At 57.0% G+C, this 14,880-nt stretch carries 7 protein-coding genes; 1 reads left to right on the top strand and 6 read right to left on the bottom strand.

The features are described from left to right. The first annotated feature begins 68 nt into the window (after nt 1-68). A complete protein-coding gene (locus PUN71_RS10960; RefSeq protein WP_277798425.1) occupies nt 69-998 on the top strand; it encodes a protein NO VEIN domain-containing protein in 930 nt (309 codons plus the stop codon). A gap of 59 nt (nt 999-1,057) precedes the next feature. Here the strand turns inward: PUN71_RS10960 and drmB are convergent, their stop codons facing one another. From drmB to PUN71_RS10990, 6 genes are all read right to left on the bottom strand, one after another. Continuing rightward, nucleotides 1,058-3,148 (bottom strand): DrmB family protein, encoded by a 2,091-nt coding sequence (gene drmB, locus PUN71_RS10965; RefSeq protein ID WP_277798426.1) that lies wholly within the window; start codon nt 3,146-3,148, stop codon nt 1,058-1,060. Then, nucleotides 3,141-6,341 carry a helicase-related protein gene (locus tag PUN71_RS10970; RefSeq protein ID WP_277798427.1) on the bottom strand — a complete coding sequence of 1,067 codons (3,201 nt, stop codon included), beginning with the start codon at nt 6,339-6,341 and terminating at the stop codon, nt 3,141-3,143. Before PUN71_RS10970 ends, drmB begins: the two co-directional genes overlap by 8 nt. A gap of 9 nt (nt 6,342-6,350) precedes the next feature. After that, nucleotides 6,351-8,156: a UvrD-helicase domain-containing protein gene (locus PUN71_RS10975; protein ID WP_277798428.1), complete on the bottom strand. Its 1,806-nt coding sequence runs from the start codon at nt 8,154-8,156 to the stop codon at nt 6,351-6,353. Further along, the gene (locus PUN71_RS10980; RefSeq protein ID WP_277798429.1) at nt 8,146-12,795 is read right to left on the bottom strand and encodes a sacsin N-terminal ATP-binding-like domain-containing protein; all 4,650 of its coding nucleotides are present in this window, start codon (nt 12,793-12,795) and stop codon (nt 8,146-8,148) included. Before PUN71_RS10980 ends, PUN71_RS10975 begins: the two co-directional genes overlap by 11 nt. A gap of 111 nt (nt 12,796-12,906) precedes the next feature. Further along, complete coding sequence (locus PUN71_RS10985) at nt 12,907-14,007, bottom strand: DNA cytosine methyltransferase (RefSeq protein ID WP_277798430.1); 1,101 nt, start codon at nt 14,005-14,007, stop codon at nt 12,907-12,909. Nucleotides 14,008-14,352: 345 nt separating this feature from the next. Then, nucleotides 14,353-14,868 (bottom strand): hypothetical protein, encoded by a 516-nt coding sequence (locus PUN71_RS10990; RefSeq protein WP_277798431.1) that lies wholly within the window; start codon nt 14,866-14,868, stop codon nt 14,353-14,355. Nucleotides 14,869-14,880 lie beyond the last annotated feature (12 nt).

The following is a 14,880-nucleotide window of genomic DNA, read 5'->3' on the forward strand; positions in this document are numbered from 1 at the left end:
AAATGGCGGCAGGATCGACAGCGACGAAGTCCCGATGGTGGCATGGAGACGCTAAACAGCGGTACTGGATGGAACTGGTCAACGTGGACACCTGGGGGAGCGAGCTCATTGCACCCGATACACCGCGTTATGACTTGATGAGGGACGTGCGAGTTGGAGATGTTGTTCTCCATTGGGTTGGAAAGAACAATCCAATGCGCTTCAAATCCGGCATGTATGGTGCGTCGATCGTAGCGGGGGAGCTTCAGCCGCGCGCTGGGGACTGGTACGGGAAGCCCGCAAACACGATTCCCCTGACGAACTACACTCCTTTGCCTCACCCCTATCTCCTGACCGATCTCCGTGCAGATCATCAGTCCGACATCCTCGGTATTAAGAGCGAACTTGAACGTGATTTCTCCGGGCGCGGCAAGTTCACCATCTATTTTCCGTTTCAGGAGCATCCGACGAGCGGGTTGAAGCCGAATCAGGGGTATCTGTTCAAGCTTCCGGCGAAGGTCATCGATGTGGCTCCGGACCTACTGCCCGATAGTGACTGGGGCGGCTTTGATCGGCCGCTTGTTGCGCCGCCTGTGAGTGGGCAAAACGGTGTGAGGCAGCGCTACGCTGGCTTTTGCGCGGATCCGGTCCTGAAGAAGGCCATCGAGATGCAGGCCGTGCGTCAGGCAATTAGGCACTACGAGACTTCGGGGTTCACGGTGCAGGACGTCGGAGCATACCGGTCCTACGACCTGGAAGCGGTGTGTGGCGACGAAGTTCGTCGCGTCGAAGTGAAGGGCTCTCAAGGTCACGTTCAGAAGGTCATCCTCACCCGCAATGAGGTGACCAGCGCCAACGAGTTCGAACAGACAGATCTAGTGGTGGTTGCAGAGATCCAATGGGAGCGCCATCTGAATGGCAAGATCACTACCGCAGACGGGCTGATGAATGTATATCCCGACTGGAAGCCGTCGCCCGAAAACCTCGTGCCCTTGAGTTATGAGTACTTCCTGGATTAGAAATCCTGTGATGCTCGAGGGGGGGGTCGGACTCCCGACCCCCCTCGCTGCACAGGGCATCAGTAAGCTTTGTCGGCCAGCTTGTCCGCGAGATCGGAAGGGGCGAAGTCCTTCGTGTGATACGTAGTCCACCCCTGCTCCGCGAGCCAGTCGTCCCGCTCGTCGTCGCGGTCCACGAGTACTGCCACTCGGGAGGAAGGCCACAATAGATCTACCTGCCACTGGTTGTCTGGGCCGATGTCCGCCCCCCAGTCTCCGAGCTCTACCTCGACTTCTACAAGTTCGGGGATGAGTTCCCTCAAATCGGGACCGGATTCGGCAAAGACGGTCAGCCAGGCGCTCTGCCGGATGCTTTCCGGAATGCCCAAGTCTTCGGCAACGGAGGATTTCCCTGAAGCCTCGACGCCAAGCGTCCCTAGAGGATTCAACTGTGCCCATTCAAGAAAGCCGAGCCCAATTTGCCCGTGCACGCCGAATAGGGTGCCCCGGTCCAGGTTGGAATTGAACAGCTCGCAGCTAGTTTCCGGGACGAGGACGCAGCAATGGCAGGCTGCGAGGTTTCGCGCGTCAGTTCCTGATCCTCGAGACTCGATGCAAACAGGGTCGGTCGAGCACCACGATGTACGGAACAAGCCTTCATCCAGTGCAGGACCAAGCCGCTTCGGGCTCGCTTGCGCTGCGATGCCACCCAGACTGCCAGCCGAGTCCGATGAGGCCGTGTAAAGAAGCACTCCGACCTGATCCTGACCCACATAAAGACGTTCCCGGATCGAAGATGCCGGGTAACCGGCGTCGAGTGAAAGCTGGTCGATGATGATGTGGGACAGTGTGTGGACCAGGGTCTCCACAATGCTCCCAGGGGCAGGGTCCAGTCCCCGCTGCTTCGCTGCGCGCTTGGCGTTGATCCACAAAGTATTTTCACGGCTTGCGGCGAAGTCAGTTTTTGCCCAGGCCTCGACTTGTGATCTGTCCAGGGCGACAAAGAGTCCCTCGCCGAGGGTCTCGATTGCGGGCAGCCAGTTTTGTCGGTTGTCATCTGGTGACAGTGGAGACAATTTCGCATCCGGCTTGTCCTCGCCCCTGGGTTGCAGGCGGCTGAAGCCGTAGAGTGCCCGGACTTCCCTGAGTCGGGTGATTTTTCGTGCCGCCTTGATCCAGTGCTGGTGGGCAGTTGGAACGGCTACTTTCTCAGCGACGAAATCTGTGTCAGGGCTGTCCTTCCGGCCGTTCATCAGCGCAAGGAACTCCTGCTCACGAAGCTGGTCTTCGGAGAGCTCAGTCTCTTCGCTGCCGTGGAATTGGCGTCTGATTTCGGCCCGCAGCTCGTCCACAGAGAAGCGTCCATCGAACTCTTGGACAACGCCCTCCAAAACCCACGCCGATGCTGGTTCAAGTGCCTGTGGTTGGCTGAGCTGTGAAGCCTTCGATGTCACGACCTTCGCCAGGAACTCCGAATACGGCGGAATGGAGATCGCAGATCTGACTACTGGAAACCAGACGTTGGATGCACCACGCTGCACCGTCTTGGGAGGCTTACCGCATTCACGCTCCCGGTATCCCCAGCCGAGCCACGGCCGGTTCCCCTGGCATTTCATCTCCTTCAAGGCGATGGAGTTGAAGGCGTCGGCCATTGTCCGCGATTTTCCGCATGAACACCGGACCACCATGTCGGCCAGGGACGATGTCCGGCCTTCCGAGGCAAGCGAGAGCAAGTGGTTGGCATCCTCTGTGGGGGTGAAGCCATGAACCCAATAAGAATAGGGAAAGTCGTCGATATGTCCGTCCTCGCATGCGACGACGAATCGCGATGGAGTCAGCGGTGCCAGTGACTTACATAGGCCACACTTGGGATCCTCGTAGGACGCCTGTAACTGCTGTATCTTCCCGAGACGGTTGCAATTCGGACAAACAAGCATCTGTGGGAAACGAACTACCGGAATCTTTCCGCGAGCTCCCGCAGGGGGCAGTAAAAGCTCAGACACTTTCAAGCTTCTCGCAAGACGTGGCTCGCTGACCGGCTTCAAATGCTTCCGGTCCCACTGATCGATGCTGGTGATCATGAAGCTGTTGTTTTCGGCTGGGAACAGGCTGCCGACTCCGAACGTGGAGATCAACTGGCTGCGCCGAGCGGCATAGGTCTTTTTAGCCAAGGGTGGCATCCTTCCTCATTGGGGCGGGCCGGAGTGCCGTTTCTGCGTCAACGTCGCGCATGCTGCGGGGCGTGGGCCAGGGAATGGTGCTTGTGCTGTAGACGAAGTCGGGATCTTCAAGGGCTTTGCTGGAATCGATGAGCAGCGAACGCGGCGAATTCCGCTTGCCCTCGTAAGGCAGATCAGCGTCAGCGAGGGCTGCTTTCCGCCATATGTTAAGAAGTCGCTCCAGCTCTTCGCGCGTAGCGGAAAATTCCCCAGGATCGACGGATGCGACCCGATTACCTATCCAGGTCATAACTTCATCTACTGCTGGGGATTTGTCTCGGACATGCCCTGCAGTGCCACGTAGCTCGGGGACTAGCATCCTCAGTGCTGACACCAGCGTTGCATGAAGTCCCCGGTCTCGCGATCGGGCAGCGAAAGGCGTGGCACTGGTCGCTTCAACTGCCCGGTAAAGCGCTCCATGGAAGTCATTGAAGGATTCGTAGTGTGAGCGGTCCCGTGTGCGCGCTGCGTTGAAGATGGTTACTACCAAGCCGGGGTGCTGTCGCCCGACGCGGCTCGTCGCTTGAATGTACTCCGCGCTTGATTGGGGCTGTCCCATGACTGCCATGAGACCCAGACGGTCGACGTCGAGGCCAACTGAGATCATGTTCGTGGCCAATACAACGTCCTCAGGTACCTGGCCACTCATCAAGCTCTTCTCCAGGGACTTGAGCGCCTCTGGAATTTTGTGGTTTTCAACGCGGCTTGTCAGCTCACTCAATTGAATTCCGCGGCCCTCAAGCCTGCCGTCACGTTTCGCCAGCAGATTAAGCCGGGCCCGGACGTCGTCGTATACCTGAAGGTAAGCGGAGCCAAGAACGCGGAGACTGTTGAAGTAACCCATGAGGGTCCAGTAAGGGTCACGGTCTTCGGCCGTTGCCGCGTCAATCAGGTTGGCCGAGTGCAGCAACGAGGCGTATGTGCGGACCATGAGCGTCGCGTGACTGGTGCCGGACGCGAGCACTCCAACGTATTGGCGTGTTCCGAATTGCTCGGAGGGGGCCTTCTGGGCAAAGAAGGAGTCGTCAGGATCAAGTCCCGGGGGTGGGAAAAGGCTGGATTTCCGGTTGAAGACGGAACGAATCTGGTCTTCAGCCCTTCGAATCGTGGCCGTGGAGGCAACGATCTTTGGCTTTCTGGCTTCTGAGCCCCCTTCACGCCCGATGCCACTGGCGGCCAGGTCGACAGCCGTTTCGAACAATCCAACAGTAGAACCGAGGGGGCCGGAAATAAGGTGAAGCTCATCCTGGATAATCAGGTCCGGGCCCAGATCAGCAGGGGAGAGGCGTCCAAAAAGGGTTGCAATTTCGCCACGCCAGGACATCCCTGCGAACTTGTCGACAGTGCCGATCACGAGCTCCGGGCGCTCCCTATAGACATCCGTGTCGACTATATGAACGGGAAGACCGTCACTGAAGTCGCATGAACGATTGGAACACGTCACAGTCATTCGATCTGTCGGGACCTTGGTAATCCTGTAGTCGTCAACGGTGAGTCGGGTGCCACACCAAGGGCATGCTTCTATCTGTCTTGGGTTGCCTTCGATGACTTCCTGATTGCTCCTGAGCTTTCCGAGGTTCGTCCTCGCAGTCGCAATGTCGTTCGGGGTGGCGCCTCCGCCGACCCAGAGCCCGATGCTAAACGATGCGCCTCCAAGACGGTTCTCGTTGTCCAGCCGCACGGATTCCAGGGAGCAGATGAGCATGGCGGCGCGCTCGAACTGTTGGATGGTCAGAAGTCGCAGCGTGTAGCGCATGATAACGGCGACGCCGCGAACACTGGTATCGCGAAGTCGCCGAAGCAGCAGAAGATAGGCGATAAGCCCGAGGTATGCTTCGGTTTTTCCACCACCGGTGGGAAACCAAAGAAGATCGGCTAGGTCCCTTTCCTCGTGCAGGTCGTCCGTTAAAGACGGCAGATTGATGAGGATGAAAGCGATCTGGAAGGGGCGCCAGCTCTGCTCGCCAAGTTCGAAATCGCCCTTGGCTCCTTTTCGTACCCAGTCCTGGCGGGAACGCTGCATGTGCATTGCTTTGTTCGCCAACTGAAACGCCTCAAAGGCTTTTGCATCATCGGCGAGCAATCGGATTCCAGCCTTGATGCGAGTGTGGGCGATCCCCGCCTGCTTCATGTGTTCGTCCGCGACCCCGCGCAGGTGGGGTGGCACGTACGCTGGCCCGTCCTGTGTTGCAGATGCAGTGGATGCCGCGATCCAGGTCGAGTAGTCCTCTGCGAGGCGGCTGAGTTCGGCAACGACTTCTTCACGTGGTGCTGTTGCCATGAAGGGCAGCGACAGATTGGCGGCACTGCCTCCAGCCATGGATCTGTGGACGTCTTGCCGGGGGACAAACGTTGACGAGACTCGTTGACAAAGCCGCCCGTCGACGTCGGACTCTTGTACTTCGATTGCGCACCCGTGGCCTGCCCCGAAGACCATGTGGTTGCGGTAGAGAAGCTCCGAGGACGCCAAGTCGGGGTCGGACGGGACGCTGGTGCGGAGCTTGGAACGGTCTACCAGCGCCGGGACTGGCGTGTGGACTGAAATGCCGGCCTGGAACCAGCACGCCACATCCTTGTCGGAGGCCGGGTCCGGCTTGGGTTGCGTGTTTCGGAGAACAACGGTGACAGTAACAACAGCTTCTTCCGGGGCACGCACCAATGCATACAGCTCCAGGGCGCCGCCCTCAAGCAGGTGACGCTGAGGTCCGGATGCAGCAAGATCTACTTCGATCTCCGGCAGATCAGCGGCAGTTCGCTGCCAATCGTAAGTGTCACGCTTCTTGCTGCCGCTCTCCCTGACGGTGGCTATTGGCGTGTAGCGCGCGGCCCTTGGGGTCACAGCCAGGGACGTGGAACGGTTTGTATCCACGGAGACGGTCACGCCCACGCTGCTGGGATAAGTCAAGCGGGCGTTCGCTACGGAGCTGTCCACGGAGGCCTCGCCTGACGCTGCAGCAACCGACTCCGGTTCATCCGGGGCTTCGACGTAGGTATCGTCGGCAGCGGGCCAAAGTACGCCCGTCACATAGCGCTCCAGCGGACGCTCCGTGATGAGTTCGTCGGCATTGCCAGGTCCATAAAGATCTGTTTCAAGGCGGTCCACCATTTCACGGCGGAAGGCGTACTTGGCATCGAGTTTCGACACTTATTGCTCCTAGTTCTTCGTCCGCGTTATCAAACCGGTCAGGCGAGGGACCAACCACATGCCCGAAGAGCCCAGCTCTGTCAGCTTCGTCTCTTCAGGGTGGCCGGTAGCGCATTCGATGGACGTGACGCGGGCGCCGGTGAACCCTGCAGGCCACTCGTAGCTCCGGTGGGTTTTGAACCCAAAGTTCTTCTTGAGGGCATATGCGAAGGCTGGACTCGTTCGCCCGATAACCTTGCCGTCACTGGTAGTCAATACATAGCGGGGCACTTCTCCGGGCTCCGGTTCGGCTTGTAAGGAGCCAGACACTACCTGGCCCAATAGGTGCTCCAATACGAGGTTGTCCTGGATTGCCTGGGCGTCGCCGTCTTCCGGGTAGTACGGCGAGACGTCATCGATATCCGAGTTGAGAAACTCCATCCGGGCTGTGTACTGGCCGTACTTTCCGTAGGCTTTCTCCAACCACCGCCCGGTTGAGCCATCAGCATGCTTGAGCAGCTTCTTGGGCAGTTTTGTGGAGATTACCTCTTCCCGTGCCCGGGTCAGTGCAACGTACTTCTGCTTGAGCGTCGCCTCATTCTGCTCAGCCGCCGGCGATCCAAACTCGGGCTGCAGATAGAGGACGTTCGTGAACTCAAGACCCTTGGCCCGGTGAACAGTCGAAAGTATGAGGCTCGCGGTATCCTCCACCGTAAGAGTTAACGGAATGGACCTGCTGCGGAGTCGCTGACTCAGCTGGGGGACATTCAAGGAGTTGTAAGCCGTGAAATTCCCTTCGGCTGTCTTGAGCGCAAGCCACAGGTCAGCTGCTGAGTCGCCGAAGAGTCCGGTAAGTCGTGACTTGATGTCGTCCGCATCGTACGTTCGGTCTTCGAGGTCTTTGAAGACCTGGTGTACCCAAGGCGCCACACTCATGTCCTGAGCTTTGCGGCGAACCAGATGCGGATAACCGTTCTGCCACAGAAGTTCGCTCGCGATAAGCACCTCGTAGTTTGTCGAACAGAGGAGGGCTGTCGTCTCGCCGGCATTCGGGCTCAGCGCCCCGCACTCATTCAATACGGAGGTGCTCGACACTTGCCTTCGGAAGTCGTCAAGAAGTCCATGTGCTGTCTCTGAACCTGAATCATCGAGCTCACCGAGGTTTCGGATTTCGTCGCCGACAGCAATAAGCTCGCGGGTGCGGTCAGTGACCGCCCTGTAGTGTTTCGCCAGCGCGTAGTGGTCGGCGCCGAAATCGCTGACGAGTCTGTCGATAAGTTCCGCCGACGTTAGTTTGGACTTCGATTCATCCAGCTGGAAGTCGTAGATGCCCTGAAGGGGATCACCAAGAACGGTAAAGCCAAGGTCGTCTCCGAGGGCGGACAGCAATGCCAGAACAAGCTCAGCACGATCGCCGACGAGGTCTTGGGCTTCATCAATCAGAATGTGCTTCAGGTGGAAGATTCGGTCGGGTGTCTCGTCGCCAGCAATGTATTCCGTCGCTTTCCTGATCCGTGCATCGAAGCTGTCACCAAGAGTGTCTTCGTCCATGTCGATCAGTATTTGTGCGGCAAAGGAGTCAAAGGTCCTGATCTGCATGCCATCCAGATCATGCACGCGAGCACGTTTACGCACTGCTTCTACGGCGGCACGTGAGAAACTCAGCACTAGAATCTCGTCTGCTGGATTTAGACCGTCTTCTACAAGTGTTTGCACTCGGGCAAGAAGCACTTCGGTCTTGCCTTGCCCGGCCGCGGCGGTGACAAACAGCCTGTCCTCTGGTCCCGCTTCTGCCACCGCCCTCTGGCTTTCGTCCAGCTCAATGTCAGCGAGCACTCATTGCCTCGTTCCTCCAGAGGTAGTCCAATTGCGTGAAAGCGAGCTGGTCCCCGTACTGATCCAAGTTGTCCTTGACATTCACAATCAAAACTTCTTCGCTGCCGCCGTTCAGAGGACCACGAAGGCCCCGCCCAATCATCTGTATGTATTTGTTCGGTGAGAAGGTCGGGCGGCAGACGTAAACCGCGTCGACCTTAGGCGCGTCAAATCCCTGCGTGAGCACATCGAAGTTTGTGAGAACCCGAATCTTCCCGCTGCGGAAGTCTTCAATAATTGATCGTCGGTGGCCAAGGTCGGTCTTGCCAGAGATTGCTGCCGCCGGGACACCTTCCACCGTCAAAACTGCGGCGAGGGCTTCAGCGTGTTCCACGGAGGCTGCAAACACGAGAGTTGGTCCTTTGGTGTCCGATGCCTTGATGTGGTCCAAAATGACCTCATTACGTTGGGTGTTGTCCGCTACGTGTTGGAGGTCGATACGGGCCTCGAGCATCGCACTCTGCGAATCCTGGTCCCTAGCTGAGCGCATATCTTTGAGTTTGAGCTCGATGCCTTTCAGCTCCCGATGCCTCACCCGGGCCAGAACCCCCATCCCCTGGAGATACTCGTGGGCATTTTCCGCGCTGAACTCATCCGGCTCAATGAGATTGCGCCCGAATCGCGCGACGAGTCGCTCGGTCTCCTTCTCGTTCGTGCCCCGATAGGGCGTGGCGGAAAGGCCAAGCAGCGAGCGGGACCTCTCGGTAAATGACCGGCCGAACCACGAGAGCACGGGAGTGTACGAGGTTGAAGTCGCGCCGTGCGCTTCATCAATGATTACGAGATAAGGATTAGCCATCCATTCGTACATGGCCCTACGGGTCTGTTGGATGCTGGCCAGTGTTTGAATGGTTGCTACGACCAAGTGAAGTTTGGTTTCCTCGCGGACGGCGCTGTTACCGCCCCAAAGCCTACTAACTGCCATGCGCTCGCCAGGCACTCCCGCCGCTTGCCACACGTAAGTCCATGTTTCGATTGCCTGCTCGCACAATTCTTCCGACTGGGCAATCCAAACGACTAAACGGCGCTCCCCGTTTGGCGCTGCTTTTATATCCCGGATCACCGATTCAACAGCTACGCGAGTCTTGCCCGCACCGGTAGGCAACTGAACTAGGCCGCGGCTGTGCTCGGTGTTTCCGGCCAGGAGATCGACAATCTTTTTGCTGGTTGTCTCCTGGTATTGGTGAAGAGGGTTCAAACCGACCGGTCCAACAAACTCTTCGCGCTCCGGTTTCTTTTTTATGGACTCGCCAGCCATAGCGGGGGAGAACCCGAGCTCTTTTACGAACTCTTGGGCGGTGCGACCACCCCGGAACTGATCTGGCGCGTCAATACCAGCGTCGGCAAGCGCAGGCTTTAAGACCTTGAGAAGGCTGCTGCCGTGAAGGTTGCTGACGATGTCGAAGAGACGCTCATCTGTCACTTCGAGGCCCCTCGATTCGAGCATCGATACGACAGCGTCTGGGATAAGCTCCAGAAGCGTGTCCCTTCCGACGAGTTCGGCTATCTTGCCAGCATCAGTGGTCCGCCTATTGACGCGATCGCGTAGGTCCTGAGCTGCCTTGTCCTTTTTGAGCTGACGCATGGCTTGCTGGACTTGTGCAGTTGCCCGCTGGCTGCCGAAGGCACCAAGAATTGTTGTGAGCAACGCTTGATCTCCCTGGGGTGCACGGTAATAAAGCGCGCCGTCTTCAAGACAGAAGGCTCTTGGCGTAGCTTCTGAGCGTGAGTCGAAGCTATTCGTACGGACTACCTCAACAGAGGAACAAGGAATACATAGTGTCTGAACCGCAACTTCACTCGCCGCCCGCTTAAGAAAAGGGAATCGCGTCCTGATGCTCTCTTGCGGTTCACCCTCCAAAGGAGTGGCACGAACCGACGTGTAGAACTCAACGGTAATAGGTTTGAGTCCCCAGTTCTCCGCAAGGGCAGCGTCAAAGTCTGGATGACCGGTGAAGACAACCGGTACATCCGCGGTTTCGACAAGGTAGTCTCGAGAAGCGATATCTCTTGCAAGTATCAGGTCGCTCGTGCGATATCGTGAGTTCCGCCCTCCGCTGAGGGGCGTCAGAAGTTCTCTTGGGGCTGCAACATCTTGTGCAGCCAGGGCCCCATAGAGCTCATGCAGCTGTTGCATCGGAAGCCGCTGCTCAGCAAGGGTAAGAATAAAACTCCACTGAATTTTTCTGACGTCGGCGCACAAACTTAGAGCTTTCTCTATTTCATCACCGGGAAACGGCAGGTAGTCGCTAGGTATTCCGTCAATTCTTCCTACGCAATGTCTGGTGTCGACTAATCCAAGCGGGGTTTCGAGAGCCCCATAGCTCCTTACCCACCATAAATCGGGTCCCTCGATATTTTCAGAGCCGCGGAAACCGCTTGTGAAATCAATTCTCGTCGGGTAATGAGTCCTGCCCATAAGAACTTGCGTCACCCTGGCACGCGTGCGTGCCGACGCTTCAGTTAGGAGATGGAGCCCATCTGTCGTCAGGGCTTGATTGAAGCGGATTCCCGTCCCCGCTAGTCCAATCGACCCTGTGAGGCGGCTGACCTGATGGGATTTCCACAGGTCGTAAGTTCCACCACCCCGGGCCATTTTGGCGTCCGAGAGGGACGTCCTAGCTCCCAGGTTTTTCATCAAGGCAATGTCGTGCGCGTGGATCTGCTCATCAACTAGCAGATGTTCATCACCGATACTCGCTTGTGGAATAAAGGACCCGGGGATCCAGACATTTCCTAGCGGTCGCCATCTTCCGTCGCGGCAGCAAACAAGGATATTAGCGGGTTCGGTCCGCTCATTGATTATGGAGAGGCTTTCGGGAACGGGTAGCGACCGAGTGAGTTTCCACAGCGTTTTGGCTAACTCCGTGTCGCTGTAGTCATGCGCGACGTCTGTAGCCATTCGACTGACGATTCCCCGACCATCCTGGGCTTGGAGGTCCAGAGCCCGCAGATAGCTGTTGGCATTCCCATGGTGCATCAGATCGTATGAGACAACGTTGGCTGACACATCGTCAGCCTTCATAGGAAGGAAGACCTTTGACGTGTTTGGCGGCTCGACACTGCCATCCGACATCAGCACGATACGGCTGCGCCGCATCGCCGGTTGATAGTCGGGGTAAGACTTGTCGATCATGGCAGCTAGCTGCAATGCATTTTCGTAGTCTTGAAGCTCTCCTCCTGCAACTACCTCCTCGAGCCATTCCTCGATCGATGCACGACTAAGGTTTGCTTCCTTCAGAATGCGAACAACTTGCGATTCTCGACCTCGCAACGCGGCTGCATGCAGCCAACGGCGGCCCATTGGGATCCAGGATTCCCATAGGGCGATAAGTCGTGTTGCCTCTTCCAAAACTGGCGGCACCTTAATTTCACTAGGCAGACCTAGGACTCCCGAACGGTCTGGTAGGCAAGGAGCGAAAGGCAAAATTTTGTAGATTGGCTCGTTCATTACCCCATCTGCCCACGATTCCGTTTCTTTTGCCCTGGACGGCAGAAGATCGAGGAACCACGCAGGGTCTGCTGGCTTAGTAAGACTTGCGAGAGCCGAAGCAACCATACGAGGAATCGTTTGGGTCAAAATTTCTTCGTTGTACTTCGTCTCGAGCATGCTGATGCGGTCTTCGTTCATCTTGAAGGCAGCATTCACGATGCCCCGTAATGAAGTCTCGTGCTGTGTTGGAAAGTAATTCCAAAACCTGCCAAGCTTGACGCGGGGGTTGCCGGTTACAGGCACGGCCCATGTGACATCAACGTGTTTTCGAGCAACAATGCTTCCGGCTTCTTTGGCAGCATCAGCGCTGACATCGTGTTGGTGCCGGAAAATCATCCATTCGGAGTTCGTGGAACCATCTGTGAGCCTGACCTTATTCTCGTTCCGGTCAGCTGCCCAAGTGATTGAAGTCCCTTCGACGCGGTCCTCAAAGTCCAGGGAGCCGATCTTGTCAGAAAAGAGTAGGAACTCCCCAGGGAAGGCTTTCATCTCGTCTGATAGCCAGGCGACGCTCCCCTTCAGTGGAAGTTTTACGACCGTCGAAGCCCATGGGAACAGTTCTCTAAGAACACTGTCCTTGGCTGCGGCCTTGTCTGGATCCACTGGCATGGCCAACCGAAGTATCGGGTAATCGGTCAGCTCGGGGAACAGATCCTTGAGCAGCCCGCGACTTTGGTTCTGGCTCCAAGTAACCGAGCCGCTGCGGCTATAGATCGTTGGTTCGGAAGTTACTTGGATTACGGACTTGAAGCCCAAGCCGAAGCGCCCGATTTCATCGTCGCGTTTCTCTGAAGAATGGGAAAGCATGAGGGTTCGGAAGCCAGCCTCGGTGAACGGCCGACCCTCATTAGCGCAGTAGAGAGCCTCTGGGGTGAGTACAACTTTTATTCGGCCACCTGGCTCTTTGATTGCGTCAGCCGCATTTTGGATGAGCTCGTTTAGTTGTTTGCGACCATAACCGCTCTGGGAGATTGCAGCTTCGATGTTGCTGTGTTCACGGATGAGCTGGGGACGCGCCCTATACGCATCGAGGGCACTCTGGGTTTCAGCCGCGACGAACTTACTGAGGGGTGAAGTGATACCCGCCCATGAATCCCGAACCATCATTGGTTCTGTCCCCCACATCAAAAATCAGTGCTTGCGGCCCCTGCCGAAGTCTTCTGATTTATATCTACCATTCATATGCGATTCTTTGCTCAAGTTTTCGTCAAGAGCGTCCTAGAAGTGCTGTATTAGTTGGGCGGCTATAGCCCGACCGAGAGCGGTGGGCACTGCATTGCCAATCTGCTTGGCTATGGCAGTTTTTGATCCAACCCATAGTCGGTCATCGGGGAACCCCTGGAGCTTCGCAGCCTCAAGATGAGTGATAGCGCGGTGCTCAACGGGGTGCAGATAGCGACCTTTTTCGGGCTTAAAAAACTCGGTTCTAACGGTGACCGAAGGTTTGTCCCAGTGCAGACGTCCCATAACGTCGCCGGACCCGGAGTTGTGGTTCAACCAACAAGGAGCCTTGAGGTTCTTTGGAAGATCGAACCGGTTCCCGCCCTCCGGGATGTTAACGAATCTGTTCAACGACAGCTCAGCGTAATCTCGGCTGAGGTGAAGCTCTGAAGTGCGGAAGGATCCGGAAAATGTCTTGCCAGCGTAAAGAGTTGTCCGCTCCGGGAGCTTAGTTTCGGACACCTGGGACGGCAGGCCCTTGAGCGCTTGCCTGACAGTACGGTGATGTCCAATGTGGGTCGGCATCGGAAAGCCCGGGAAGGGCAAGTCTCTATGGTGGCCGATAAGTATGGCCCGCTTTCGCGACTGAGGCGCTCCATAATCTGCAGCGTTGAGGACGTGCCATTGGAACGAGTACTCTCCGATGATGCCTTCATCAGCCGTCGCATCTCGAAAGTCTTGAAGCTGCTGAGACTTGCCAAACGCAGGGACGTTCTCGACGATGAAGTACTTGGGTTTCGCCCGTTTGAGGGCTTCTGCGTATGGGCGCCACAGCTGATTTCGGACATCGTCGGGGTCTTGCTTCCCGAGTTGGGAAAACCCTTGGCAGGGCGGGCCACCTATGACGATGTCGACTTCAGGAACAATCTCTTTGACCAACCAGTCTTGGATTGGGCCGGCGTAGACCTTGTCACCGAACGTTGCAGCGAACGATGCAGCAGCAGCCGGCTCAAACTCCACCGCCCGCTCAGTAACGAACCGAGGGGAAGCTGCATAAAAGCCTTGGGTCAACCCGCCAGCCCCGGCGAAGAGATCCAAAACTGTAATGGATTTGGCGGACTTCTTGCGCTCGTAGGGGGCGGTGACGGCTGTACTCATGGTGGACTAAGAATATCTGTCCCGGAGCAACGTCCCGTGCCTTCGCCTCGTGTCTCTTGCAAGCGGTGGAAGCCCTGAGCTTCCATCTCGACCTGAGACTGCCCCTTGCGACACCGGGACCACGACGCCTGACGCCATGGAGTATAGGACGTGACGTCGCGGCCCATTAGGTGCGCAGCCAGGCGGATTGACCTGGACCAGGCACTCAGGCGCGCATCTGTGGAATTGCTCAGGAGCACGAGGGGGCCACATCGCGGTGGATTCCTAGCCCTTTTGGTCCAGTTGCCCTGCACGACCCATCAGACCCAGGATTCTTGTTTCCGGCATGGTGGCAATTCGGGTGGGTCAATGCGCGGTTTTCCTGCCGCTAGTTGGTTTCGCCTTCGGAGCTTTCTTACGACCGAGAAGGCCAAGTCCTGTCCACCATTTCCGCCACCAGAACATCTTGAGTGGATCTTCACCTGTTGCCAAGAAATGGCGCAGTGTAGGCAGTTCATTGGGGTTCATAGCGTCCAGCGCGCGCGTGTATGGCGCGAGTCGGCATTGGGAGCCTATGCCGTCTGCCCAGATGTCCCACGTCTTGGTAGAAACAAAGCCATTGCGACGAAGATCCAGCTCATCCTCGCAAAGGTGAAGGTACGCATTGACCCTTGCTTTATCTGCTGATTGCTGATCATCACCTAAAGCCTCGGTCCAGGCGTCACCTTCGAAGTTGTCCATCAAATTCCAATATCGCTGAACGTATAGGTTCTCGAAGTCGCGGTGTTTTGCGGCTCGGGCTCCGATCAGTTGCGGAACCAAAAATAGTACGGCCACCACCGTGGCGGCGTGTGCAAGGGGTTCAAGCCAATCGAATGTCATCGTTGCACTTCT

Source organism: Arthrobacter sp. NQ7 (assembly GCF_029581595.2).
In the GTDB taxonomy this organism is placed as follows: Bacteria; Actinomycetota; Actinomycetes; order Actinomycetales; family Micrococcaceae; genus Arthrobacter; species Arthrobacter phenanthrenivorans_B.